The sequence below is a fragment of the Kribbella sp. NPDC003505 genome (genome assembly GCF_040610875.1).
GTDB lineage: Bacteria > Actinomycetota > Actinomycetes > Propionibacteriales > Kribbellaceae > Kribbella.
Window position 1 is genome coordinate 206,101 of the sequence record NZ_JBEXNA010000011.1, and the last position, 23,154, is coordinate 229,254.

At 69.5% G+C, this 23,154-nt stretch carries 26 protein-coding genes; 17 read left to right on the forward strand and 9 right to left on the reverse strand.

Annotated elements, in window-relative coordinates:
- The first annotated feature begins 1 nt into the window (after position 1).
- Positions 2 to 2,107, forward strand: coding sequence for a caspase family protein (locus tag ABZX12_RS32425; RefSeq protein WP_355699257.1), 2,106 nt, complete (start codon positions 2 to 4; stop codon positions 2,105 to 2,107).
- Here the strand turns inward: ABZX12_RS32425 and ABZX12_RS32430 are convergent.
- The 4 genes from ABZX12_RS32430 to ABZX12_RS32445 all read right to left on the reverse strand — a co-directional run bounded on the left by ABZX12_RS32430 (position 2,073) and on the right by ABZX12_RS32445 (position 6,165).
- Positions 2,073 to 2,900: a carbohydrate ABC transporter permease gene (locus ABZX12_RS32430; protein ID WP_355483564.1), complete on the reverse strand. Its 828-nt coding sequence runs from the start codon at positions 2,898 to 2,900 to the stop codon at positions 2,073 to 2,075. The two genes, ABZX12_RS32425 and ABZX12_RS32430, sit on opposite strands and share 35 nt — an antisense overlap.
- Positions 2,897 to 3,826, reverse strand: a complete 930-nt coding sequence (locus ABZX12_RS32435) for a sugar ABC transporter permease (RefSeq protein WP_355699258.1) — start codon at positions 3,824 to 3,826, stop codon at positions 2,897 to 2,899. Before ABZX12_RS32435 ends, ABZX12_RS32430 begins: the two co-directional genes overlap by 4 nt.
- Before the next feature lie 97 nt (positions 3,827 to 3,923).
- Positions 3,924 to 5,213, reverse strand: coding sequence for an extracellular solute-binding protein (locus tag ABZX12_RS32440; protein ID WP_355699259.1), 1,290 nt, complete (start codon positions 5,211 to 5,213; stop codon positions 3,924 to 3,926).
- 4 nt (positions 5,214 to 5,217) lie between these two features.
- Positions 5,218 to 6,165 carry a PfkB family carbohydrate kinase gene (locus ABZX12_RS32445; protein WP_355699260.1) on the reverse strand — a complete coding sequence of 316 codons (948 nt, stop codon included), beginning with the start codon at positions 6,163 to 6,165 and terminating at the stop codon, positions 5,218 to 5,220.
- A gap of 126 nt (positions 6,166 to 6,291) precedes the next feature.
- Here ABZX12_RS32445 and ABZX12_RS32450 point away from each other — a divergent pair, with 126 nt between their 5' ends.
- The 14 genes from ABZX12_RS32450 (at position 6,292) to dprA (ending at position 17,680) form a co-directional block, all read left to right on the forward strand.
- Positions 6,292 to 7,044: a DeoR/GlpR family DNA-binding transcription regulator gene (locus ABZX12_RS32450; RefSeq protein WP_355699261.1), complete on the forward strand. Its 753-nt coding sequence runs from the start codon at positions 6,292 to 6,294 to the stop codon at positions 7,042 to 7,044.
- Positions 7,041 to 8,396 (forward strand): 6-phospho-beta-glucosidase, encoded by a 1,356-nt coding sequence (locus tag ABZX12_RS32455; RefSeq protein WP_355699262.1) that lies wholly within the window; start codon positions 7,041 to 7,043, stop codon positions 8,394 to 8,396. Before ABZX12_RS32450 ends, ABZX12_RS32455 begins: the two co-directional genes overlap by 4 nt.
- Before the next feature lie 171 nt (positions 8,397 to 8,567).
- Positions 8,568 to 9,080, forward strand: coding sequence for a 30S ribosomal protein S16 (gene rpsP, locus ABZX12_RS32460; RefSeq protein WP_355699263.1), 513 nt, complete (start codon positions 8,568 to 8,570; stop codon positions 9,078 to 9,080).
- Between the two features lie 5 nt (positions 9,081 to 9,085).
- Positions 9,086 to 9,337, forward strand: coding sequence for an RNA-binding protein (locus ABZX12_RS32465; RefSeq protein ID WP_131292053.1), 252 nt, complete (start codon positions 9,086 to 9,088; stop codon positions 9,335 to 9,337).
- Between the two features lie 75 nt (positions 9,338 to 9,412).
- Entirely contained in the window at positions 9,413 to 9,958 is a 546-nt protein-coding gene (gene rimM / locus ABZX12_RS32470; protein WP_355699264.1) for a ribosome maturation factor RimM, read from the forward strand.
- A 1-nt stretch (position 9,959) separates the two neighbouring features.
- Positions 9,960 to 11,156, forward strand: coding sequence for a tRNA (guanosine(37)-N1)-methyltransferase TrmD (trmD, locus tag ABZX12_RS32475; RefSeq protein WP_355699265.1), 1,197 nt, complete (start codon positions 9,960 to 9,962; stop codon positions 11,154 to 11,156).
- A 193-nt stretch (positions 11,157 to 11,349) separates the two neighbouring features.
- Entirely contained in the window at positions 11,350 to 11,709 is a 360-nt protein-coding gene (rplS, locus tag ABZX12_RS32480) for a 50S ribosomal protein L19 (protein WP_355699266.1), read from the forward strand.
- A 145-nt stretch (positions 11,710 to 11,854) separates the two neighbouring features.
- Complete coding sequence (gene lepB / locus ABZX12_RS32485) at positions 11,855 to 12,484, forward strand: signal peptidase I (protein WP_355699267.1); 630 nt, start codon at positions 11,855 to 11,857, stop codon at positions 12,482 to 12,484.
- Entirely contained in the window at positions 12,481 to 13,245 is a 765-nt protein-coding gene (gene lepB / locus ABZX12_RS32490; protein ID WP_355699268.1) for a signal peptidase I, read from the forward strand. The genes lepB (ABZX12_RS32485) and lepB (ABZX12_RS32490) overlap by 4 nt, the downstream gene beginning before the upstream one ends.
- A gap of 51 nt (positions 13,246 to 13,296) precedes the next feature.
- Positions 13,297 to 14,079 carry a ribonuclease HII gene (locus tag ABZX12_RS32495; RefSeq protein ID WP_355699269.1) on the forward strand — a complete coding sequence of 261 codons (783 nt, stop codon included), beginning with the start codon at positions 13,297 to 13,299 and terminating at the stop codon, positions 14,077 to 14,079.
- Positions 14,076 to 14,399 (forward strand): DUF2469 domain-containing protein, encoded by a 324-nt coding sequence (locus tag ABZX12_RS32500; protein WP_012922325.1) that lies wholly within the window; start codon positions 14,076 to 14,078, stop codon positions 14,397 to 14,399. The genes ABZX12_RS32495 and ABZX12_RS32500 overlap by 4 nt, the downstream gene beginning before the upstream one ends.
- Positions 14,400 to 14,475: 76 nt before the next feature.
- Positions 14,476 to 14,832, forward strand: a complete 357-nt coding sequence (locus ABZX12_RS32505; RefSeq protein ID WP_355699270.1) for a YraN family protein — start codon at positions 14,476 to 14,478, stop codon at positions 14,830 to 14,832.
- Positions 14,832 to 16,409 carry a YifB family Mg chelatase-like AAA ATPase gene (locus tag ABZX12_RS32510; protein ID WP_355699271.1) on the forward strand — a complete coding sequence of 526 codons (1,578 nt, stop codon included), beginning with the start codon at positions 14,832 to 14,834 and terminating at the stop codon, positions 16,407 to 16,409. The genes ABZX12_RS32505 and ABZX12_RS32510 overlap by 1 nt, the downstream gene beginning before the upstream one ends.
- Before the next feature lie 68 nt (positions 16,410 to 16,477).
- The gene (gene dprA / locus ABZX12_RS32515) at positions 16,478 to 17,680 is read left to right on the forward strand and encodes a DNA-processing protein DprA (protein WP_355699272.1); all 1,203 of its coding nucleotides are present in this window, start codon (positions 16,478 to 16,480) and stop codon (positions 17,678 to 17,680) included.
- A gap of 103 nt (positions 17,681 to 17,783) precedes the next feature.
- Here dprA and ABZX12_RS32520 read toward each other — a convergent pair whose 3' ends face one another.
- The 3 genes from ABZX12_RS32520 to ABZX12_RS32530 form a co-directional block, all read right to left on the reverse strand.
- On the reverse strand, positions 17,784 to 18,608 hold the full coding sequence (locus ABZX12_RS32520; RefSeq protein WP_355699273.1) for an SRPBCC family protein: 825 nt from the start codon (positions 18,606 to 18,608) through the stop codon (positions 17,784 to 17,786).
- A 2-nt stretch (positions 18,609 to 18,610) separates the two neighbouring features.
- The gene (locus ABZX12_RS32525) at positions 18,611 to 18,943 is read right to left on the reverse strand and encodes a metalloregulator ArsR/SmtB family transcription factor (RefSeq protein WP_355699274.1); all 333 of its coding nucleotides are present in this window, start codon (positions 18,941 to 18,943) and stop codon (positions 18,611 to 18,613) included.
- Between the two features lie 164 nt (positions 18,944 to 19,107).
- Positions 19,108 to 19,983: an NADP-dependent oxidoreductase gene (locus tag ABZX12_RS32530; protein WP_355699275.1), complete on the reverse strand. Its 876-nt coding sequence runs from the start codon at positions 19,981 to 19,983 to the stop codon at positions 19,108 to 19,110.
- Between the two features lie 262 nt (positions 19,984 to 20,245).
- Between ABZX12_RS32530 and ABZX12_RS32535 the strand changes: the two genes are divergently transcribed.
- Positions 20,246 to 20,458 carry a hypothetical protein gene (locus tag ABZX12_RS32535; RefSeq protein WP_355699276.1) on the forward strand — a complete coding sequence of 71 codons (213 nt, stop codon included), beginning with the start codon at positions 20,246 to 20,248 and terminating at the stop codon, positions 20,456 to 20,458.
- A 112-nt stretch (positions 20,459 to 20,570) separates the two neighbouring features.
- Here the strand turns inward: ABZX12_RS32535 and ABZX12_RS32540 are convergent, their stop codons facing one another.
- Together ABZX12_RS32540 and ABZX12_RS32545 are read right to left on the reverse strand one after the other, a co-directional pair.
- A complete protein-coding gene (locus ABZX12_RS32540; RefSeq protein WP_355699277.1) occupies positions 20,571 to 21,311 on the reverse strand; it encodes an SDR family oxidoreductase in 741 nt (246 codons plus the stop codon).
- On the reverse strand, positions 21,311 to 22,120 hold the full coding sequence (locus ABZX12_RS32545) for a TIGR03620 family F420-dependent LLM class oxidoreductase (protein WP_355699278.1): 810 nt from the start codon (positions 22,118 to 22,120) through the stop codon (positions 21,311 to 21,313). Before ABZX12_RS32545 ends, ABZX12_RS32540 begins: the two co-directional genes overlap by 1 nt.
- A gap of 90 nt (positions 22,121 to 22,210) precedes the next feature.
- Between ABZX12_RS32545 and ABZX12_RS32550 the strand changes: the two genes are divergently transcribed.
- Positions 22,211 to 22,810 (forward strand): TetR/AcrR family transcriptional regulator, encoded by a 600-nt coding sequence (locus tag ABZX12_RS32550; protein ID WP_355699279.1) that lies wholly within the window; start codon positions 22,211 to 22,213, stop codon positions 22,808 to 22,810.
- Positions 22,811 to 23,154: the final 344 nt, after the last annotated feature.

A 23,154-nucleotide genomic window follows, 5' to 3' on the forward strand; every position in this document is an offset into this window, starting at 1 on the left:
CATGTCCGGCGCGCGTATCGCCCTCGTGGTGGCCAACGATCATTACGACGATCCGGGACTGCGCAGCCTGGTCGCACCGGCGCACGACGCGGCCGCACTGGCCGAGACGCTCGCGGACCCGTCGGTGGGCGGGTTCGAGGTCCGGGTCCTGCGCAACGAGTCCGCGCAGGAGATCCGGGTCGCGGTCGAGGACTTCTTCGCCGACCGGCAGCCCGAAGACCTGTTGCTGCTGCACTTCTCCTGCCACGGCCTGAAGAACGCGGCCGGCGAACTGTTCCTGGCGGTCGCGGACACCAAACCGGCCCGGCTGGCGTCGACAGCGGTGGCTGCCGACTTCGTCAACCGGCAGATGTCGGACAGCCGCGCGCAGCGGATCGCCCTGTTCCTGGACTGCTGCTACGGCGGCGCGTTCCCGCGCGGCATGGTCGTGCGTGCGGCCGGCGAGGCGCAGGTACGGGACGCGTTCGCGGGGCAGGCCGACGTCGGCGGCGGTCGCGGACGGGTCGTGGTGACGGCGTCGAGCGCGATGGAGTACGCGTTCGAGGGCGGGCAACTGGCGACGGACGCGACGCCGGTCCCGTCGGTGTTCACCGGCGCCGTGGTCGACGGCCTGACGACCGGCGAGGCGGACCGGGACGGCGACGGCTGGGTCGGCCTCACCGAACTGGTCGGGTACGTGACGGACCGGGTCCATCGGGTGACGCCGAACCAGAACCCGCAGATGTGGACGTTCGGCGCCCAGGGCGAACTGCTGATCGCGCGCAGCCGGATCCGCCGGATCACGCCGACGCCGTTGGCGCCGGAGCTGGTCGCGGCGCTGGAGAGCCCGTTGCCGGCGGCAAGGTTCGGCGTGGTCGACTACCTGCGCGAGCGCCTCGCCGGCGCCGATCTGGGCCAGGCGTACGCCGCCTGGCAGGCGCTGCAACCGATGGTGAACGACGACAGCCGACGGGTCGCGATGGCCGCGGCGGAGGCGCTGGAGGAGGCCGTTCCGCGGGTGACGCCCGAGGCGCTCGACCTCGGCCCGGAGGGTGCCGAAGTCCGGCTCGAAGGTCCGCCGATCGTGCAGACCGCGGTCGCGACGTCGAGCGTGGACTGGCTGAAGGTCCAGCAGGACGGCGACGTCATCACGGTTCGGGCCGACGCGGCCGGCGCGAGCGAAGCGACGTTGATCGTCAGCGGACCGACCGGCGAGCGGACGATCCCGGTCCACCTGACGCTGCCGGACACCGAGTCCGAACCGCCGCCGCGCCCGCCGGAGCCGGAGCCCGAGCCGTCGCCCGAGCCCGCGCCGGTCCCCGAGCCGCCGCGGCGCACGCCGCCGTCGTCGTCGCGCCAGGTTCCGTGGTGGATCGTCGGCGTGCTGGTGGTCGGCGCGGGGCTGCTCATCTACCTGAACTGGCCGGGGCAGGCCGACTCGCGCAAGCTCTGGTTCGACGATGACACCGGCTGGTACGTGTACCGCAGCTCGGGGGACCCGATCATCGTCTCCTCGTTCGTGATCCTGCTCGCGGGCCTGGCGTCCCGGTCCGCGCGGCCTGTCGTCCTCGGCGTCCTCGCGGGGTGTCTCGCCGCGATCCTCGAGGACGGCGTCCTGATCCTGGTCGGCGGCATCTCGTCCAGCGAGAGCGTGAAGCTCTTCGGCACCTGGACCGACGAGACCACCGCGTGGCTACTGACCGGCGCGATCGCGGTGGTGCTGGCCGCAGTGCTGCTGTTCCACTACCGGCCCGACCGGCTGCCGCTGTGGCCCGTCCCGCGAGTAGCGGCGGTGCTGGTGATCGCAGGGGGCGCGCTCTTGATGCTCAGCGCGCTCTTGCAGGACTCCAGCGGTGTGTCCTTCTTCCACGTCACGATGCTGGCCGCGCTGGAGCCACTCGTCGCAGTCGCGCTCGGCTGGTTCGCCTCGGCGTCGAAGTGGGGCTCCGACGCCGGCAACTGGCTCAGCGCGACCGTGGTGACGTACGCCCTGATCGGCATTCTCTCCGTGATCCCTGCCGCGACCCAGGCGGACACCCCGTCCGTCTTCGTCGTCGCACTCCTCGGCAACGTACTGATCATCGCCGGCGTGCTCAGCCGCGGACTGCGCCTTCCGTCGCACCCTTGATGAACTGGCGGGCGAAGATCGCGAAGACGATCACCAGCGGAACCATCGCCATCAGCGCACCGGTCATCACCATGCTGTAGTCCACACCGTGCGAGCGGTTCAGCGTCGACAGGGCGACCTGCAACGTCACGTGGTCCGGGTTGGTCAGCACGATCAGCGGCCACATGTAGTCGTTCCAGGAGCCGACGAACGTGAAGATGCCGAGGAACGCCAGCGCCGGCCGCGCCGACGGCAGCGCGACGTGCCAGTACGTGCCGAAGAAGCCGCAGCCGTCCAGCGTCGCGGCCTCGACCAGCTCGTTGTGGATCGAGTTCTGGAAGTACTGCCGCATCCAGAAGATGCCGAACGCGTTCGCCGCGCCGGGGATGATCAACGCCTTCAGCGAGCCCACCCAGCCGAGCAGCGCCATCGTCTGGAACTGCGGTACGGCGGCCAGTTGCGCCGGCAGCAGCATCGTCGCCAGCAGGATCACGAACAGCGCGTTCCGCCCCGGGAACCGGAACTTGGCGAACGTGAACGCCGCGAGCGAGTCGAAGAACAGCACCAGCAGCGTGGTGGACACCGCCACGACGACGGTGTTCGCCATCGACTGGAAGAACGCGACGTTCTCGAGCACCTGCCGGACGTTCTCGCCGAAGTGCCCGCCGAAGGTCAGCTTGGGCGGGAACCGGTAGATGTCGGCGGTCGTGTTCGACGCCATCAGGATCGTCCACACGAACGGGAACATGAACACCAGCAGCGCCAGGACGAGCGCCGCGTGCAGCGCGAGACCGCGCAGCCGGTACCGCGTCATCTGTCCTCACCCCGTCCGCGGAAGATCCGCCAGTTGATGGCCGTGAACAACAGCACCAGCGCGAAGATGCTCAGTGCGATCGCGGCGGCGTACCCGTAGTCGTTGTCCAGGAACGCCGCCCGGTAGAAGAACAGCACCACGGTCATGCCGCTCTGCCCGGTGCCGCCGCTGTTGCCGACCATCACCTGCGGCTCGGTGAATGTCTGCAGCCCGCCGATCGTCGACATCACCACGGTGAACAGCACGACGGGACGAAGCTGCGGCAACGTGATCGCGAAGAACGTCCGGACCGCCCCGGCCCCGTCGACCTTGGCGGCCTCGTACTGGTCCTTCGGGATCGCCTGCAGCCCGGCCAGGTAGATCAGCGTGTTGTACCCGACCCACTGCCACACGATCATCGTGGAGATCGCGATCTTGATGCCCCACGGCTGCCCGAGCCAGTCCTGCTGCGGGATGCCGAGCGACCGCAGGGCGGCGTTCACCAGACCGAAGTTCGTGCTGAAGATCGAGCTGAAGAAGATCGCCATCGCGACCAGCGACGTCACGTTCGGGATGAAGTACGCGATCCGGTACACGTTCGTGAACCGGACCGCGGACTGCAGCATCACCGCGAGCAGCAGCGCGATCACCAGCGTCGGGACCGTCGACATCAGGAACAGGACGACGGTGTTCTCCAGCGACTGCCAGAACGTCGGGTCCTTGACCAGGAACGCGAAGTTGTCCAGCCCGGTGAACCTGCGGGCGCTCAGGCCGTCCCAGCGCTGGAAGGCCAGCACGATCGTGGACAGCATCGGGTACAGCCCGAACACCGCGAACAGGATGTAGAACGGTGACAGCGCCAGGTAGAACCGCCAGTACGACCAGATCCGCCGCTTCGGCGCCGCTGTCGTCGCCCTGGCGGCGGGCACGGTCACGGTCGCGGTCATGGGGCCCCCCGTCCTGGACTGAGGACCGGAGCGACGAGGGAAGGCCGGGAGTTACAGCCCCATGACCCGCCGCGCCGGAGGCGTGGCATCGGTAGAGTCACTGCACTCCCTGTCGTTTGGCGATCGCCTTCGCCTTCGAGACCGCGGCCGACCACGCCGCGTCCGAGGTCTTGGCGCCGGTCTGCACCGTCTTCAGCTCGTCGTGGAACGGCGCCGCGACCGAGTCGTCGTACGGGCTCTGGTATGCGACCGGGATCGCCTTCGCGGCCGGCCCGAACACGTCGATCGGCACCTGGCCGCCGAAGAACTTGTCGGCCGCCTTGAGCTGCGGCTTGTCGTAGGCCGCCGGCGTCGACGGGAAGATCTGCGCGTCGGCGAACGCCTTCGCCTCGTTGTCGGGGCTGAGCATGTACTTGATCACGTCGAACGCCTTCTGCGGATCGGCCGCGTTCTTGGTGATCGCGAGGAACGAGCCGCCGAAGTTCGCCGGGCCGCTCGGCGTCGCCGCCAGCCGCCACTTGCCGGCGCTGGACTTCACCGCGGACTTGATGTCCAGCGCCACCCAGGCGGCGCCGATGTGCGCGGGCACCGTGCCCTGGTCGAGGCCGGCGTTCCAGTCCGGGCTGCCGCTCGGGGTCTTGCCGTCGATCTTCAGCGTCATCGCCTTCACCGAGGTGTCCCAGGCCTTCCGGATGTGGTCCTGGTCGCCGATGAACTTGTTGTCCTTGGAGATGTACCGCTCGGTGCCCTGGCCGACGACCATGTCGTAGAGGTCGGCCGCGTCCCAGACCAGCAGCGCCTTCGGATTCTTCGCCTTCAGTTGGACCCCGGCGTCGAAGAAGTCGTCCCAGGTCTTCAGCTGCGCGGCGACTTGGGCGGGGTCGCTCGGCAGGCCTGCCGCGGCGAAGATGTCCTCGCGGTAGTACAGCGCGGTCGGGCCGACGTCGATCGGCAGGCCGATCACCTTGCCGTCGAGCGTGGTCGCCTGGTTGACCTTCCACTCCAGGTAGTCGCCGAGGACCGAGTCCGCGCCGACGGTCTTCAGGTCGACGAAGCGGTCGGCCTGCGGCAGCAGGGACGCGATGTCCTCGCCCTTGATGCCGGTGATGTCCGGGATCCCGGTCCCGCCGTTGAACGTGGTGACCAGCTTCTGCTTGAAGTCGCCGCCGATCTCGGAGTACTTGATCTTCGGGTCCGGGAAGTGCGCGACCGTGTCGTCCAGCACCGACTTGCCGAGGCCGCCCGGCCAGCACCACATCGTCAGCTCGGTGGCGGTGTTCTTCTTGGCCGTCGTCCCGGTGGTGTTCATCCCGGACGAGCAGCCGACGAGGCTGCCGCCGAGCACGGCCGTGAAGCCCCCGAGCAGCGTCCGACGTGAGAGCTCCATGGTTCTACCTTCCTGAGTGTGCGCTGATCAGCGCTTGGAGGTTCTGGTCTTCGGGATGCGCGGCCTGCCAGTCCGCCAGGTCGGCCCAGCGCGGTGCGGCGTCCGCGCCGCCGAGCCGGGTGACGGAGAGTGCGGCGGTGAGCGCGGCGAACCGCACCCGCTGCGCCAGCGGCAGTCCCCAGAGCGTGGCGGCGATGAAACCGGCGGCGAACACATCACCCGCCCCGGTGGTGTCCGCCGCCGGGACCGGAAACGCCGGTACGGCGACGTGCTCGCCGGTACTTGCGTCGAGAGCGATGGCGCCCGCTGCGCCGTTGGACACGACCACCAGCGGAACCTGCTCGGCCAGCCGGCGCACGGCCTGCTCCGGCGAGTCGGTCCGGGTATAGGCCATGGCCTCGTCGGCGTTGGGCAGGAACACGTCGCAGTGCTGGAGCTGGTCGAGGACGGCCGGGTCCCACTGCTCGGTCGGGTCCCAGCCGACATCGGCGAACACCACGCTGCCGGCCGCCTTCGCCTTCGCCAGCCAATCGTTCGGCCAGGGTCCGATGTGCGCGGCGACGGCTCGGGCAGCCGGCGGCGTGGTGATCAGCTCGTCGGCCGACAGCAGGGGTGACGTGCCCCTCGTGACCAGTGCCCGGTCGTTGTCATAGGCAAGGGCCACGGTGAGCGGCGTCTGCCAGCCGGCGAGTCTGCGGGAGAGTGACAGATCGACGCCCTCGGCGCTCAGGTACCCCCAGACCTGGTCGCCCGTGGCGTCCGCACCGAACGCCGCGGCCATGCCGGTGCGCAGCCCGAGCCGGGCCAGCGCCACCGCGAAGTTCGCGATGCCGCCCGGGCTCTCGTGCGACTCGGTGGCCCAGACCTCGGTGCCGGGACGCGGCGCAGTGGGCAGGCCGAGCACCAGGTCCTGGAAGACCAGACCGGACACCACAACGTCCAGTTCGTGCATGGGAGGCCACACTCCTGCAGGGTCGATCAAACTCGTTCATGAATCTTGAAACTCTTGCTCAGGATCCGCAATACCTGATCACAACTTTGACTAAAAATGATTGAGTTTGCGTGATACGGTCTCTCCGTGTTGCCGAAGCAGCGACAGGATCAGATCGTCCGTGCGCTCCGGGCCGACGGGGCCGGGGGTGTCAAGGTGCTGGCCGGGAAACTCGGCGTCAGCGAGGCCACCATCCGGCGCGACCTCGAGCAGCTGCACGCCGAGGGCCGCCTCACCCGGGTGTACGGCGGTGCGCTGGCGGTCGACGGCGGCGACGAGCCGTTCGCCGACGTCAACGCCGTGCACGCCGAGGAGAAGGACCGGATCGCGCGCCGCGCCGCCGAGCTGGTCACCGACGGCGAGTCGGTGCTGCTGGACATCGGGACGACGGCGCTCCGGGTCGCGCAGCACCTGCACGGCCGCTCGTTGACCGTGGTGACCAGCAACCTCGCCGTGCTGGAGGAGCTGCAGAACGACGAGCAGATCGAGCTGATCGTGCTGGGCGGGTTCGTGCGCCGCAGCTACCGGTCGCTGGTCGGCTACCTGACCGAGGAGAGCCTGCGGCAGATCCACGTCGACTGGCTGTTCCTGGGCACCAGCGGCGTCCGTCCGGACGGCCGGGTGATGGACAGCACGATGATCGAGGTGCCGGTCAAACGGGCGATGATCAAGGCCGCCGACCGCGTCGTCCTGCTCGCCGACCGCACCAAGTTCCCGGGCCACGGAGTCGCCCGGGTGTGTGAGCCGGGGGAGCTGACCATGGTGGTGACCGAGCCCGACGCCGACGAGGCGACCCGTGCCCAACTGACCGAAGCAGGAGTAGAGGTGGTCCTCGCGTGAAGCTGACGATCCTGGGTGGGGGCGGCTTCCGGGTTCCGCTCGTCTACCACGCCCTCCTGGGCGACCGCGGCCCCGGCCGCATCACGTCGGTCGTCCTGTACGACGCCGACCAGTCCCGCCTGTCCGCCATAGCAGCGGTCCTCCACCAACAGGCGACAGCCGCGGCCGATCCCGGCTCTGCCGCTCCCGCCGTGACGGCGACCACAGACCTCGACGAGGCCCTGCGTGGCGCCGACTTCATCTTCTCGGCGATCCGCGTCGGCGGCCTCGAAGGGCGGACCGTGGACGAGCGCGTCGCGCTGGACCTCGGCGTCCTCGGCCAGGAGACGGTCGGCGCCGGCGGGATCGCCTACGGCCTGCGAACGCTCCCGGTCGCGGTCGAGATCGCTCAGCGCATCGCGGCCGTCGCCCCGGACGCCTGGACCATCAACTTCACCAACCCCGCCGGCATGGTGACCGAAGCCATGATCCCGTTCCTGGGCGATCGGGTGATCGGTATCTGTGACTCGCCGTCGGGCCTGGGCAGGCGCGCGGCGCTGGCGCTCGGAGTGGACCCGTCGACCGCGTTCTACGACTACGCGGGGTTGAACCACCTCGGCTGGCTGCGCGAGCTGCGCTCCGGCGGCGTGGACCGGCTGCCTGACCTGCTGCAGTCGTCCGAAGCTCTGAGCTCCTTCGAGGAGGGCCGGCTGTTCGGAGCGGACTGGCTACGGTCCCTCGGCTCGATCCCGAACGAGTACCTGCACTACTACTACTTCGCGCGCGAGACCCTGGCCGCCGTTCAGGGGGTCCGGCAGACACGCGGCACCTTCCTCCTGGAGCAGCAGTCCGCGTTCTACGCCGAGACCGGCAAGCACCCCGATCAGGCGCTGGAGCTGTGGCAGAAGACCCGGGCCGAGCGTGAGTCGACGTACATGGTGGAAAGCCGTGAGGTCGCGGACGCGGGGGAGCGCGACGAGCGCGACATGGCGGCCGGCGGGTACGAGCAGGTCGCGCTGTCGCTGATGCGGGCGATCGCGCACAACGAGCGCGCCTCGCTGATCCTGAACGTCCGCAACCGCGGCGTCCTGCACCACCTCGACGACGACGCCGTGGTCGAGATCCCGAGCACCGTGGATGCCAACGGGGCGCTGCCGGTCGCGGTGTCCCAGCTCACGGACCACCAGGCAGGCCTGATCAGCGCGGTGAAGGCCGTCGAGCGGTCCACCATCGAAGCCGCGACGGCCGCGTCCCGCTCGGCCGCGCTGAAAGCGTTCGCCTACCATCCGCTGGTCGACTCCGTGACGGTGGCCCGGCAGCTGCTCGACACGTACGTCGAGCAGCTGCCGAACCTGGCGTACCTGCGCGCGTGAGGCCGATTGGTCCGAGCGGTGCGGAATCTGGCACAATGGCCTGCTGAGTCCGTCCTGGTTCGTGCAGCCCTCTAACTCCACGGCCCGGCCGGCCCATCGAGTGTCACTCCGTTGTCCCCACGACGCTGTGCTGCTCACCCAGTCTGTAATTCCAAGGGAGACCACCCGAAAGTGGCAGTCAAGATCCGTTTGAAGCGCATCGGCAAGAAGCGCACCCCGCACTACCGCATCGTCGTGATGGACGCCCGCACCAAGCGGGACGGCCGGGCGATCGAGGAGATCGGGATCTACAACCCGAAGACCGAGCCCTCGTTCATCCGCGTCGAGTCGGAGCGGGCGCAGTACTGGCTGGGCGTCGGCGCGCAGCCGAGCGAGGCCGTCGAGGCGATCTTCAAGGCCACCGGCGACTGGCAGAAGTTCAAGGGCCAGGACGCCCCGGCGCCGCTGCGGGTCGCCGAGCCGAAGCGCGACAAGCAGGAAATCTTCAACGAGGCGCTGGCCGAGGCCCACGGCTCGCTGAAGACCGAGGCGGTCACCGCCAAGAAGACCGCGAAGAAGGCCGAGAAGAAGGACGACGCCGCCGAGGCCGCCGAGGCCCCCAAGGCTGACGAGGCGAAGGCCGAGGAGGCGAAGGCCGAGGAGCCGAAGGCCGACGAGGCTGCGGCCGAGACCACCGAGGCCTGACGATGATGGAGACCGAGGCGCTCGAGCACCTGGTCCGAGGCATCGTGGACAACCCCGACGACGTCAGCGTCCGGGCCCGGAACCTGCGGCGTGGCCGCACCCTCGAGGTGCACGTCCACCCCGACGACATCGGCAAGGTGATCGGCCGCAACGGCCGCACCGCCACCGCGATCCGCACCGTCGTCGGCGCCCTCAGCTCCGAGTCCTCGCTGCGCATCGACTTCGTCGACGAGTTCAACCGGCGTCCGCGCCGCTGAGCTCAGCAGTCCTCCGAAGGGCCGCCCCCCCGCTGTGGGGTGCGGCCCTTCACTTCGTACAAAGGAGTAGTGCACGTGTTGGTGACTGTCGGGCGGATCGGCCGGGCGCACGGGATCAAGGGCGAGGTCGGGATCGACGTGCGGACCGACGAGCCGGACCGCCGGTTCGCGGACGGCGCGGTCCTGGTGACCGACGCGAAGGTGTCCCGGACGCTGACCGTGGCCGCGAGCCGCTGGCACAGCGGACGGCTGCTGGTGAAGTTCGCCGAGGTGCCGGACCGGACTGCCGCCGAGCAGTTGCGCAACCTGTTCGTGCAGTGCGAGGTCCCCGACGACGAGCGGCCCGAGGACCCGGAGGAGTACTACGACCGTGACCTGATCGGGCTCGCGGTCCGGACCACCGACGGCGCCGAGGTCGGCGAGATCGCCGACGTGGTACACCTGCCGGCGCAGGACCTGCTGGAGATCCGCCGGACGGCGGGCAACGTCGTGATGGTCCCGCTCGTCGAGGAGCTGGTCCCGGAGATCGACATCGACAAGCGGTACGTCGTCGTGGCGGACCGTCCCGGACTGCTCGACCCCGAGGGCGCAGAGGTGGTCCAGACCGAGCCGGGGGACTGACATGCGGCTGGACGTCGTCACGATCTTCCCCGAGTACCTGGCCGCGCTGGACGTGTCCCTGGTCGGTAAGGCGGCCAAGACCGGTCTGCTGGACATCCACCTGCACGACCTGCGCGAGTGGACGCACGACCGCCACCGCACCGTCGACGACACCCCGTACGGCGGGGGAGCGGGGATGGTCATGAAGCCGGAGCCGTGGGGCCAGGCCCTGGACGCGGTCGCGCCCGTCGACGGTCCGGCGCAGCCGCGGCTGATCGTGCCGACCCCGGCCGGGCGTCCGTTCACGCAGTCGCTGGCCTACGAGTTGGCGGCCGAGCCGTGGCTCGCCTTCGCCTGCGGTCGGTACGAGGGCATCGACGCGCGCGTGGCGTCGTACGCGGCGGAGCGGATGCGCGTCGACGAGGTCTCCATCGGCGACTACGTCCTGAACGGCGGCGAGGTCGCTGTACTCGTCATGGTCGAGGCCGTGGCGCGCCTGCTGCCCGGTGTGATCGGCAACCCGGAGTCCCTGGCGGAAGAGTCGCACTCGGGCGACGGCCTGCTCGAGTACCCGGTCTACACGAAGCCGCCGAGCTGGCGCGGGTACGACGTACCTGAGGTGCTGCTGTCCGGGAACCATGGTCTGATCGCCGAGTGGCACCACGACGAGGCCGTACGGCGTACCGCGGAGCGCCGGCCGGATCTCTTGGCCGCCTGGGGCGACGTGCTGGCCGGCAAGGACGACTCCGGCGGCGTTCGGCTCCTTCCGGCCACCGCTGCCGACGCCGGCGAGATCCACGTACTGCAGCTGGCCGCCTTCCTGTCCGAGGCCCGCCTGTACGACGAGTACGCGATCCCGCCGCTGATGGACGACTTTGCCGCCACGGTGGCTCGCCTGGGGCGAGGGACTGTCCTGAAGGCCGTCGCCGGCACCCGTATCGTCGGCTCGGTCCAGCTCACCGTCGACGACACCGTCGGGCTGGTCGAGCGCCTCATCGTGGCCCCGGACTGGCAGGGGCGCGGCCTCGGCACCCGCCTGCTGCGCGCCGCCGAGCAACTGGCTCCGGCCGAGGTCACGTCGTACGAGCTGACCACGGGCGCGCTGAGCGAGCGGAACCTCGCGCTGTACCGGAAGGCGGGCTACCGGGAGCTCGACCGGGCGCCGCTGACGCCGAAGGTCGACCTGGTCCGGCTCGGCAAGCGTCGTCGCCGTAAGTGACGTCCGGCTGCTCACGGTGCGCACGCGACGAGCGCGGATTTCGTCACCGTGTGGGGCGTGTGGCAAGATTGTCTGCTGCTGCCCTTCGGTGCTCCTGCCACAGGGGGTGACCACCGACCGGCAGCCTTTTGATGACTTCATCACCACCGACATTCGTGGGTGACCTGTGGCACGCGCGAGAAAGAGACACCTGATGAGCAACGTCCTGAACGAGCTCGACAACGCGAGCAAGCGCGACGACATCCCCGCCTTCCGCCCCGGTGACACCGTCAAGGTGCACGTCAAGGTCGTCGAGGGCAACCGGTCCCGCGTCCAGGTCTTCCAGGGTGTCGTGATCCGCCGCCAGGGCGGTGGCCTGCAGGAGACCTTCACGGTCCGCAAGGTCAGCTTCGGCGTCGGCGTCGAGCGGACCTTCCCGCTGCACACCCCGATCGTCGAGAGGATCGAGGTCGTCACCCGCGGCGACGTCCGCCGCGCCAAGCTGTACTACCTGCGCGAGCTGCGCGGCAAGGCGGCGAAGATCAAGGAGAAGCGCGAAGTTCCGGCTTCCTGACGCCGCGTAACGACGACGGTCACCTATGGCGCCGAGCACTGCGACTCGCGCTCGCCCTCGCCCGGTCTCGAAGAGGGCACGTCGCAGCAAAGGACGTCACCGCAGGCTGAAGCAGCGGAATCCGCTGCTCAGCCTGCTCGTCGAGATGAGCACCGTCACGGTGCTCGCGCTCGTCATCACCGTGGTGCTGCGGCTGTTCGTCGCGGAGGCGTTCTACGTCCCGTCGGAGTCCATGTACGACACGCTGACCAAGGACGACCGGATCCTCGCCGAGAAGATCAGCTACCTGCACCGGGACGTCGACCGCGGCGACATCATCGTCTTCAAGGACCCGGGCAACTGGCTGAACGAGGAACAGGCCCAGCCGGGCGCGGTGCGCCGGATCGGTGAGTTCGTCGGCATCCTGCCGCGCAGCGGCGAGGGGCACCTGGTGAAGCGGGTGATCGGCATCGGCGGCGACCGGGTGGTCTGCTGCACCAAGGACGGCCAGATCACCGTGAACGGCATCCCGCTGGATGAGCGGGAGTACCTTTTGAAGGACGCCAAGCCGTCGGAAATGCCGTTCAACGTGCTGGTGCCGGCCGGCCATCTGTGGGTGATGGGCGACAACCGGGCCGAGTCGGCCGACTCCCGTGCGCACATGGGCGGCCCCGGCGGGGGCTTCGTCCCGGTCGAGAACGTGGTTGGCCGGGCCTGTTGCGTAATCTGGCCGTCTGACCGGATGACGATGCTGCGTCCTCCGGAAACCTTCAAGAAGCCGGGGCTGAAGAAGTGACCGATACACCGACCAAGTCGGACGCCAAACCCGCTCATCGCTCGGGCTTCGCGGCCGCTGCCCGCGAGTTCGTGCTGATCGTGGTCGGTGCCCTGATCGTCTCCTCGATCCTGCGGGCGTTCGTCGGGCAGATGTTCATCATCCCGAGCGAGTCGATGGAGAACACCCTGCTGGTCGGTGACCGGGTCGTGGTCGAGAAGCTCACCGACGTCAAGCGCGGCGACGTGGTCGTGTTCGAGGATCCGGGCGGCTGGCTCGGCGCCGAGGAGAGCGGCCAGAAGCGCGGCTCGGTCGGGCGGTTCTTCGAGATCGTCGGTCTGCTGCCGGACTCCAGTCACGGCCACCTGATCAAGCGCCTGATCGGCATGCCCGGCGACAAGGTCGCCTGCTGCGACTCCAAGGGCCGGCTGCTGGTGAACGGCCAGCCGCTCGACGAGACCAGCTATCTGTATCCGGGCGATGCGCCGTCCCAGATGGAGTTCCAGGTCACCGTCCCGGCCGGCCGGATCTTCGTGATGGGCGACCACCGCTCCGCGTCCGGGGACTCCCGCGTCCACTTGCAGGACCTCGACGCGAACGGCAGCAACCAGGGTGACGCGGCGTTCGTGCCGCTCGACAAGGTCACCGGGAGGGCGATCATGATCGTCTGGCCGTCGAGCCGCTGGGGCAAACTCGGCGTACCGGACACGTTCAAGGCGGTGCCGGCCGCCGGGCCGGCGCCGGACAAGCCCTCGATATCCCTCACACCGCCGCCTAAGTGAGCCGCTGCCGGCTCTATTACCTAGGGTGGGATGTGTGATTCGGAGGGCTGGATGAGCGCGCTGCCGCGCGGGAGCACGGTCCGGCGGGACGCCGGGCTGTACGGGTACGAGCGGGCCCTGCGCCGCGTCGGGCTGGACCCGATCGCCGGCGTCGACGAGGCGGGTCGCGGTCCGTGCGCCGGGCCGTTGGTGGCCGCGGCGGTGATCCTGCCCGAGGGCAAGCGCGGCCAGATCCCGGAGCTCGCGGACTCGAAGCTGCTCACCGCGAAGGCGCGGGAGCGGTGCTACGACGAGGTCCGCAGGCGCGCCCTGGCCTGGTCGGTGGTGTCGATCGAGGCCGCGGAGTGCGACCGGCTCGGCATGCACGTCGCGAACGTGGAGGCGCTCCGGCGGGCGCTGTTCCGCCTCGACGTCCGGCCGTCGTACGTGCTGACCGACGGATTCGGCGTCGACGGCCTCGACGTCCCGGGACTGGCGATCTGGAAGGGCGACCGTGTGGCGGCCTGCATTGCTGCCGCGTCAGTGATCGCGAAGGTGACCCGGGACCGCGTGATGGAGCATTGGGACAAGGTGTACCCGCAGTACGGGTTCGGGATCCACAAGGGGTACTGCACCCCCGAACACCAGGCCGCACTGGACGAATACGGTCCGTGCCCGCAACATCGACGCCGGTTTGAGAATGTCCGCCGCAGTCTGAAGCCCGTTATGGGACAGAATGTGACCAGTCCCACCGGAGTGGAGAGCCGACCTGTGAGAGAGCGTAGCGAGCGAACAAATCAACACGGCGCTCCCAGCGCTCATGCCGGAACCGAGCGGAGCGAGGTGGAGGTATGAGTGCTGACGACCTTGAGAAGTACGAGACCGATATGGAGCTGCAGCTCTATCGGGAGTACAAGGACGTCGTCGGGATCTTCAAGTACGTCGTGGAGACCGAGCGGCGCTTCTACCTGTGCAACGCGGTCGACCTGAAGGTCCGCACCGAGGGCGGCGACGTGTACTTCGAGGTGACGATGGCCGATGCGTGGGTCTGGGACGTGTACCGTTCCGCCCGCTTCGTCAAGAACGCCAAGGTCGTCACCTTCCGCGACGTCAACATCGAAGAACTCGCCAAGTCCGATCTTGAAGTCCCCAAGGACTCCGACTTCGGTCGCTGAGTTTGTCCACAGGTTCGAACTGAGGGTCCGCATCGAGGCCTGATCCCGGCATCTTCTCTGCCGGAGGTGGTCATCGATGCGGACCAGCAACACCGTCGGACGGTACGGCGAAGATCTCGCCGCGAGATATCTCAGCACGCACGGTTTCGCCGTGCTCGAGCGCAACTGGCGCTGCGAGCTCGGCGAGATCGACATCGTCGCGCGCGAAGGCAACACCCTCGTCGTCTGCGAGGTGAAGACCCGGCGCGGGCTGAACTACGGCTCTCCGGCGGAGTCCATCACCTACCGGAAGCTGGCCACCCTCCGGAAGCTGGCCGGCCGCTGGCTGCAGACGCATGAGCTGAGACCGGCGGAGATCCGGATCGACATCATCTCGGTCCTGTTCGACCGCAACACGCCACCCAGCGTGGACCACGTGCGGGGAGCCAACTGATGGCCCTCGCACAGACCTGGTCGGTCGCCCTGGTCGGACTGGAGGGCCACCTCGTCGAGGTCGAGGCCGATATCGCCCAGGGCCTGCCGAAGACGACGCTGATCGGTCTCCCCGACACGTCCCTGTCCGAGGCCCGCGACCGCGTCCGCGCCGCCGTGGTGAACAGCGGCGAGCGATTCCCGGACCGCAAGGTGACCATCGGCCTCTCACCCGCCACCCTGCCCAAGACGGGATCCCACTACGACGTCGCGATCGCGCTGTCGCTCCTCACTGCGGCCGGTGCGGTCGATCCGGCCGTGCTCCGCCGCACCGCGATCATCGGCGAGCTCGGCCTCGACGGCCGGATCCGCGAGGTCCGCGGCGCCCTCGCGATGACGCTCGCCGCCGCGCGGGCCGGCTTCGACCGCATCGTCGTCCCGGACCTCAACGTCGGCGAGGCCCGCCTGGTCCCCGGCATCGAGGTGTATGGCGCTCGCTCGCTGCGCCAGGTCCTCGCCCTGCTCCGCGGCACCGAGATCCCCGACGAGGCCCCGCCGCGCGCCGAGCCGCGCCTGGTCTCGGAGTCGCTGATCCGGGTCCCCGGTGTCGATCTCGACGACGTCATCGGCCAGCGCGAAGGCCGCCGGGCGATCGAGGCCGCGGCCGCCGGCGGCCATCATCTGTTCCTGCACGGTCCACCGGGGTCCGGCAAGACGATGCTCGCCGAACGCCTCGCGGGACTGATGCCCGACCTCAGCACGGACGACTCCCTCGAGGTCTCCGCCGTGCACTCCCTGGCCGGCCTCCTCACGAACGATGCCGAGTTGGTCCTCCGTCCGCCGTTCATCGCACCGCACCACACCGCGTCCCTGGCCAGCCTGGTCGGCGGCGGTTCAGGCATGCTGAGGCCAGGCGCCATCAGCTGCGCGCACCGCGGCGTCCTGTTCATCGACGAAGCGCCCGAGATGCATCCCCTGACCCTCGACACGCTCCGCCAACCACTTGAGTCCGGCTTCGTCGAGATCCACCGGGCCGTGGCCGTCGCCAAGTTCCCGGCCCGCTTCATGCTGGTCCTGGCCGCCAACCCCTGTCCCTGCGGGCTCTCCGGCACCAAGGGTGGCATCTGCAGCTGTTCGCCGCAGCACCTCGCGCGCTACCGGCAGCGCATCAGTGGCCCGATCAAGGACCGGCTCGACATCCAGCGCCAGATCCTGCCGGCTGCCCGCACCGTGACCGACGGCGAGCCTCCGGAGTCGACCGCGACCGTAGCCGCCCGCGTGCAGGCCGCCCGCGACCGCCAGCTCCACCGCTACCGCGACACCGCCTGGACTCTGAACAGTGAGATCCCCGGCCCCGTCCTGCGCCGCGATCACCCGCTGGACAAGGCCAGCCAACGCCTCCTCGAAGACCACTACACCGCCGGCCGCCTCACCGCCCGAGGCTTCGACCGCGTCGTCCGCCTCACCTGGACCCTCGCAGACCTCGCCGGCCTCCCGGCCCCCACCGTCGAGCAAACCCACGAGGCCTTCCAGCTTCGCTCCGGCGAGCCGCTGACACCCCTCTCAGACCACCGCCCCCTCAAAGGACTCACCCAATGACACCGACCTATTCCCTGTTGCCCGAATCGCTCGCCACGCCCGGTGGTTCCGGGGGAGCGGGAACGCGAATGCCTGTCAGCGGCTCCTCGCCCGGTGCCGAAGGCTTCGGATCCGGCCAAGGAACCGGCGGCTCGGAGCTAGTTGCTGGCGGCAACGGAGATGACGAGCGGCTGGCCCGCGTGGGCTTGTCGCGGGTGATCGAGCCAGGAGACCTCGCCGCCTTGAAGGCGTTCGACGGCCTGCACCCTGCGGAGATCTGGGACCGCCTCCAGCGCCATGCGCCCGGCCTGGAGCGCTGGTCGACCCGACTGGCCGCGGCGAATCCGCACCGCGACCTCGACCGAGCTGCGGCCGCCGGCGCGCGATTCGTGATCCCCGGCGACGACGAGTGGCCGGAGCAGGTCGACGTGCTCGAAGAAGCCGGCCAACTGACCCGCCGCGCCGGAGTGCCGTTCGGCCTCTGGGTCCGCGGCCGCGCCCACCTCCGCCGCGCCCTGACCAGCTCCGTCGCGGTCGTCGGCGCCCGCGCCTGCTCGTCGTACGGCGAACACGTGGCCGCCGAGCTCTCCTGCGGCCTCGCCGACAACGGCGTCACGATCGTCTCCGGCGGCGCCTTCGGCATCGACGCAGCAGCCCACCGCGGAGCCCTCGCCGCCGACGGCGTCACGATCTCGGTGCTCGCCTGCGGCGTCGACGTCAGCTACCCGAGACGCAACTCCGCCCTCCTCAGCCGGATCGCCGAGGACGGCTTGATCGTCGCCGAACTCCCGCCCGGCTGCGCCCCGACCAAGCTCCGCTTCCTCGCCCGCAACCGCCTGATCGCCGCGATCACCCAAGGCACCGTCGTCATCGAAGCCGCCATCCGCAGCGGCGCCCTCAACACCGCCGGCTGGGCCGACCAGTGCGGCCGCCCGGTCCTCGCCGTCCCGGGCCCGATCACGTCCCGCATGTCCGCCGGCAGCCACCTCCTCGTCCGCGAACGCAACGCCGTCCTCGCCACCAACGTCGCCGACATCATCGAGGCGATCTCCCCCTTCGGCACCAACCTCACCCAAGCGCCCCGAGCCCCCCAAACCCTGACCGACACGCTCGACCCCGACGTCCAACGAACCCTTGACGCCGTCCCCGTCCACACCCCCGCCGCCACCCACCGCATAGCCACCACAGCAGGCCTCGATGTCCCCACAACCCAACGATGTCTGGAAACCCTCACCGCCCTGACCCTCATAACCCAAACCCCCACCGGCTGGCACCTGAGCCCCACCCCCTGAGCGCGCCGGCCGGCAGTTGGCTCGTGGCCCCGACGTCGCATCCGACTGGTGCTGAATCTGGTTATCGCGGCGGCTCACTGGGACGAGCGGTGGCGATGGTGCGTTACCGGGTGTCTGCAGCGCCGCCTTCGCTGGGGCCGTCGTTCCTCTGCGCGGGCGGAGTGCTGAGGAGGTCAGCCGCAAGCTCGTCGAGGCGGCGACGCCACTTTGTCAGCGCTTCATCCGGACTGCTCAGACCGGACTGGGTGAGGATCAAGCGAGCGCCGTGACCAGTGCCCTGCGTCAACTCCCAGCGGATCCTGCCGCCGTCGGGCAGTTCGTACTCGAGAATCTTCGGCTCAGACCGTTCGACGACGGTGCTCTCGCTGGGCAGATGGGACCAGACGACTTCGGCCGGGCGCGTCAGCTGCCGTTCGAACCGGACGCCCCAGCCGTCCGGCGTCTGCTCGGCCGACCCCTGATTCAGCCCGAGCAACTCCACGAAGCGGTCGTGCAGCGAACCGGTGTCCGGCTCGACGTCGATCGACTTGCCGTCCAGGACCAGCTCCATCCCGTCCAGACAAAGCGTCCACCCGGAAGCGAAGCTCGCCGCACCGAAACGGTCGTCGAAGGTGTGGCTCATGACGAGCAAGCAACCGCCCTCGGCCGGAAGGAGCTCCCACCGCAGCACCTCGCCGTTCCAGGTGATCGCGAACACGCGCGGCGGATCGAACTCGAGCACCTCACCGCCGCCTGCCGGCTCACCGTCCATCAGGTACTCGACGGTGCTGCCGATGCGCGGCTGCAGGTCGACCGAGGCCGGGAACCAACGGCCCAGTTGCTCCGGCTCGGTCAGGGCTCGCCACACCTTCTCGGCCGAATGCCGGAGCCGGCGCTCCATCCGCAGCACCGAGCGACCTTCGATCGTTCGCAGGGTCTCGTTCGCCATCGTCAGCCTTCCGTTTCCGCCGGACCGGTGTCCGGCATCGTGTCCAGGTGGTCTTCGAGGTCGTCCAGTGCGCGATCCCACAGCAGCCGGTACGGATGCAGCCAGGCGTCGAGCTCGCGCAACGGCCCGAGCCTCAGCTCGTACCACCGCCGCTGCGCGTCGACCCGGACGTCCACCAGCCCGGCCTCACGGAGCGCCCGCAGATGCTTCGACACCCCGGGCTGGCTGAGCCCGAGCTCATCGGTCAACTCCCCGACCAGGTGCGGCCGCCGCCGCAGCAACTCCAGAATCTGCCGCCGCCGCGGCTCAGCCAGAACCTCAAAAGGTGCGCCCACGCATGCAACATACTTCTGCAGCTATATAACCGCAAGTGCATGTACAAGTCGGAAGTGCCCGTTTCACCCTGCTGGCCGTGGTCGGCCTCGAGGATCCGACCCCGGTTTGTAGCTGCGCTCTGCGCCTTCGTGTCAGGCTTCTCTGCCCCGACAAGGAGCCGATCTCACGGGATGAGGATCAGCTTCTCCCGCGTGCCGGCCTCGAGTTGACGATGGGCCTCGGCGGCTTCGCGTAGCGGCAACGTCCGTTGTGCCCGAAGCCGTAGCCGTCCGGCGGCGAGCATCTGCATGGTCTCGGCGAGCGCTGCCGTCGCCGCTTCCGGACGCGGACCGGACAGTCGTACGCCGAAATCGGCCGCCCGCGGATCGGAGAGACTGACCACCCGCCCGGGATCGCCGACCGCGGCCAGAGCCTGTCCAAGCACCCCCGTTCCGGCCGCATCGATCGCCGCGTCGGCCCGGACCGTGTCGCCGGGCTTCACCGGCTCGGCGCCCAGTTCGCCGACCAGTCGCTCGTCGTGGCCGCGGACCACGCTGAGCACCCGAGCGCCCCGGGCCACCGCCAACTGGGTCGCGATGATTCCGACGGAGCCACCGCCGCCGAACAGCAGCAGCGTCTGCCCCCGTTCCAGCCGGACGTCGTCGAGTACCCGGACAGCCGCCTCGGCCGACGCGGGCAACGCGGCGGCGTCTTCCCATGACACGCCCGCCGGCTTGGCGGTCCAGATCTCGGCGATCGCCAACTCGGCATAGCCACCCAGGTTCAGCAGCTGCACGGCAAGCTCGTCGCCCACCGAGACCCCGGTGACGCCCGGCCCGACCTTGTCCACGGTGCCCGCCGCCTCGAAGCCAAGTACGCCGCCCGGCGCCGCTCCGAATGCCCGCAGATGACCGGAGCGGATCGCCAGGTCGGTGGGACCGACACCGGCCGCAGCCACCTTGAGGCGTACCTGCCCCGGACCTGGCTCAGGCGGCGCGACCTCCTGCCAGCGCAATACCTCGGGCGTCCCGAAGTCAGTCAACACAACTGCGTTCGACATGCTCTCTCCTTGGTGACAAATCGTTCAATGTGAGTTCTTGGTCAACTCGGCCAGCAGCGGACCTGACTGGCCCTCCTACGGTGACGGCAGCCGATGACCTCCCAAGCCAACCGCCGACCGCTGGCCAACAGCAGACTGCCTCTGGCCGAATACGAGGTTCTTCGAGGTGTTCGCCGCGTTCCCCCGTCGTTCACCCGACGACCGAAAGCCTCGGCTGCGAGCGCGCGGCCCTCGAATGCTGAAACCCGAAGCTGAAGTGTGAGTGATCGACATCCTCCCGCCGACCAGCCACGTCGTGGCGGTGGAACGTTCCCGGCCGGCCTGCGCCCGTGCTCCTGGCCTGGTGATCTTCACCGGGGTGACTTATCCGGACGAGTTGCCGGCCGGCGTCGCGGCGCCGATGGCGGCGGCCCGCCGCCAACTGACGCCCCCGCAGCGGGTTCGTCGTCGGCGGCGGTGGCCCGTCACCAGCTGACGTCCACGCAGTGGCTTCGCAGTTGGCAGCTGTTGCGTACGCGGTTCGCCGCCGGCGGTTGTTCCGCAAGAGCTCACGGCGGGCGTTCCGGGCGGCAGGGCTGTCGTCAGGGTCAGACCTGGCTGGCGCCGCCGTCGACGTAGATCTCGGCGCCGGTCATGTAGGCGCTGGCCGGCGTGGCCAGGAAGAGCACCGTGGTGGCGATCTCCTCGGGGGCGCCCAGGCGGTTCATCGGGACGCCTGACGCGAGCCCCTTCAGGAGTTGGGCGGCGTCCTCGGGACTGGCGGCCAGGCCCGAGAGGCCAGGCGTGTTGATCGGGCCGGGTGCGATGGCGTTGACGCGGATGCCGTGCTCGACCAGTTCGGCCGCCCAACTGCGGGTGAACGAGCGGATGGCGGCCTTGGTGGCGGCGTAGATGCTGAAGGCGGGCGCGGCCTTGATGTCGATGTTGGAGCTGGTCAGGATCACCGACGCACCGGGGTTGAGCAGCGGCAAGCTCTTCTGCACGGTAAAGATCGTGCCGCCCACGTTGGTGTTGAAGGTCGTTGCATAGTGGTCCCAGGTGACATCGGGCAGGGCCGAGAACTCGCCGCCGCCGGCGTTGGCGAAGAGGATGTCCAGGCCCTGGCCGCGGGCAGAGATCGCGGCGTAGACGCTGTCTAGGTCGTCGAGGTTGGACACGTCGGCCTGGATCGGGGTGATGCTGTCGGAGGCCACGGCGTCCAGGGCCTCCTTCCGTCGGCCGGTCACGAAGACGTGCGCGCCCTCGGTGGCCAGCAAACGGGCGGATGCGAGACCGATGCCGGAGGTGGCGCCGGTGACGAGGGCGGTCTTGCCGTCGAGCTGTCCCATCAGAAGTTCTCCTTGGTGAGTTCGGAAAGGTGGGTGGGAAGGAAGGAATCGGACCCCAGGACGTGCAGAGCCACGTGGTCGGCGCCGGCCTCGACGTGTGCGCGGACGCGGTCGCGGATCTCGGCGACGCCGCCGTGCGCGACCAGAGCGTCGATCAGCCGGTCGCTGCCGCCGGGGACCAGGTCCTGGTCGGTGAAGCCCAGGCGACGCAGGTTGTTGCGGTACGCCGGGAACCCGATGAACATCCCGATCTCCGCGCGGGCGGTCGCCCGCGCCTTGTCCGGATCGGTTTCGAGCACCACGGCCTGGTGCGGTGCGATCAGCGGGCCCTTGCCGACGCGAGCACGTTCGCGGGCCACATAGGTGGGCGTGACCAGGAACGGGTGCCAGCCGGCGGTGCGGGCGACCGCCAGATCGATCATCTTGGGCCCGAGCGCGCCGAGCAGCAGGCGGTCAGCGGGGATGTCGAGCTGATCGAGGTAGCGACTCAACGACGTGATGGGGTTGCCGTAGTCCTGGCCACGCGCGGCAGCGCCGGCCGCGTTGCCGACGCCCAGTCCAACCAGCAGCCGGGAGGCATCGAGTTCGGCGACCCTGTTCGACAGCTCTCGCGGTGACTGCCCCCAGATGTTCAGGACGCCGGTGACGACCGTGCTGTGCGGCGCGGCCTCGAGCAGGTGCTCGACGTCGTCCAGGGCGCCCGTGCCGTCGAGACCCGGAATCCAGAAGGTGTCCCAGCCGGCGGCCTCGAGATCGGGCAGCGCCGGGTGGCCCCGGAACCGCATGCTCCAGAGCCCTACGTGTTTCATGGCGATCCTCCAATTATGTACCGCTTGGTATGGAAAGGAACACTAGCACCTTCCGGGATATTTCTGTACCGAACGGTTAGAATCAGTGGTGTGACGGTGAAGACGCGAGGACGGCCACGGGCCTTCGACGCGGACGCGGCGCTCGACCGGGCCATCGAGGTGTTCTGGGAGCACGGCTACGAGGGCGCATCGCTGGCCGATCTGACCGACGCGATGGGGATCAACCGCCCGAGCATGTACGCGGCCTACGGCAACAAGGAGGAGCTGTTCCGCCGGGCCGTTGCGCGCTACGCGGAGCACGACATGGCGTACGCCCGGGAGGCGCTCGCGGAGCCGACCGCGTACGCGACCGTCGAAAGGTTCTTGAAGGCGAACGCGGACGCACTGACACAGCCCGGCCGGCCCGCCGGGTGTCTGTCGATCCAGGGCGGCCTGGCCGGCGGGAGCGACAACGGTCAGGTGGCGCAGTTCCTGGCCGCGAGCCGCATGGCCGGCGAGCGGCAGCTGGCCGAGCGCCTGGCCCGCGCGGTCGACGAAGGCGACCTGCCCGCCGACACAGACCCGGTCGACCTCGCGCGCTACGTGATGACCGTGAGCGAGGGAAACGCGGTCCACGCCGCCGCCGGGGCTGACCGTGCAAGCCTGTACGCCACGGTGGAGATCGCCCTGCGCGCCATTCCCAAACCCTGACCGCTGGGCGTCCTTCCCAGTAGCTGGGTGGCGAGCGCCTTTCCCAGGACCTGGGCGGTGCATTCGGGCTTAGTGAGCAGCCCGCGAGACGGCGGTGCACGTCGACGGCCGGGGCGAGCAGTCCAACATCCGCACCTACCGGGCGGCCCGGCCGACCGTGACCAGGCGAAGCGGGGTGGTGGCCGGGCGGGGCGGTGGTGGCCGGGCGGTGTGGGGGTGGCCGGGCGGGCCGTGGCCAGGTGACGGTGTGGGGGTGAGGCGGTGGCTGGGCCCGGGTGGGGTGGTGGCCGGGCGGGGTGGCCAGGTGAAGGGTGCGGGGGAGGTGAAAGGTGGGGGCGGGGCGG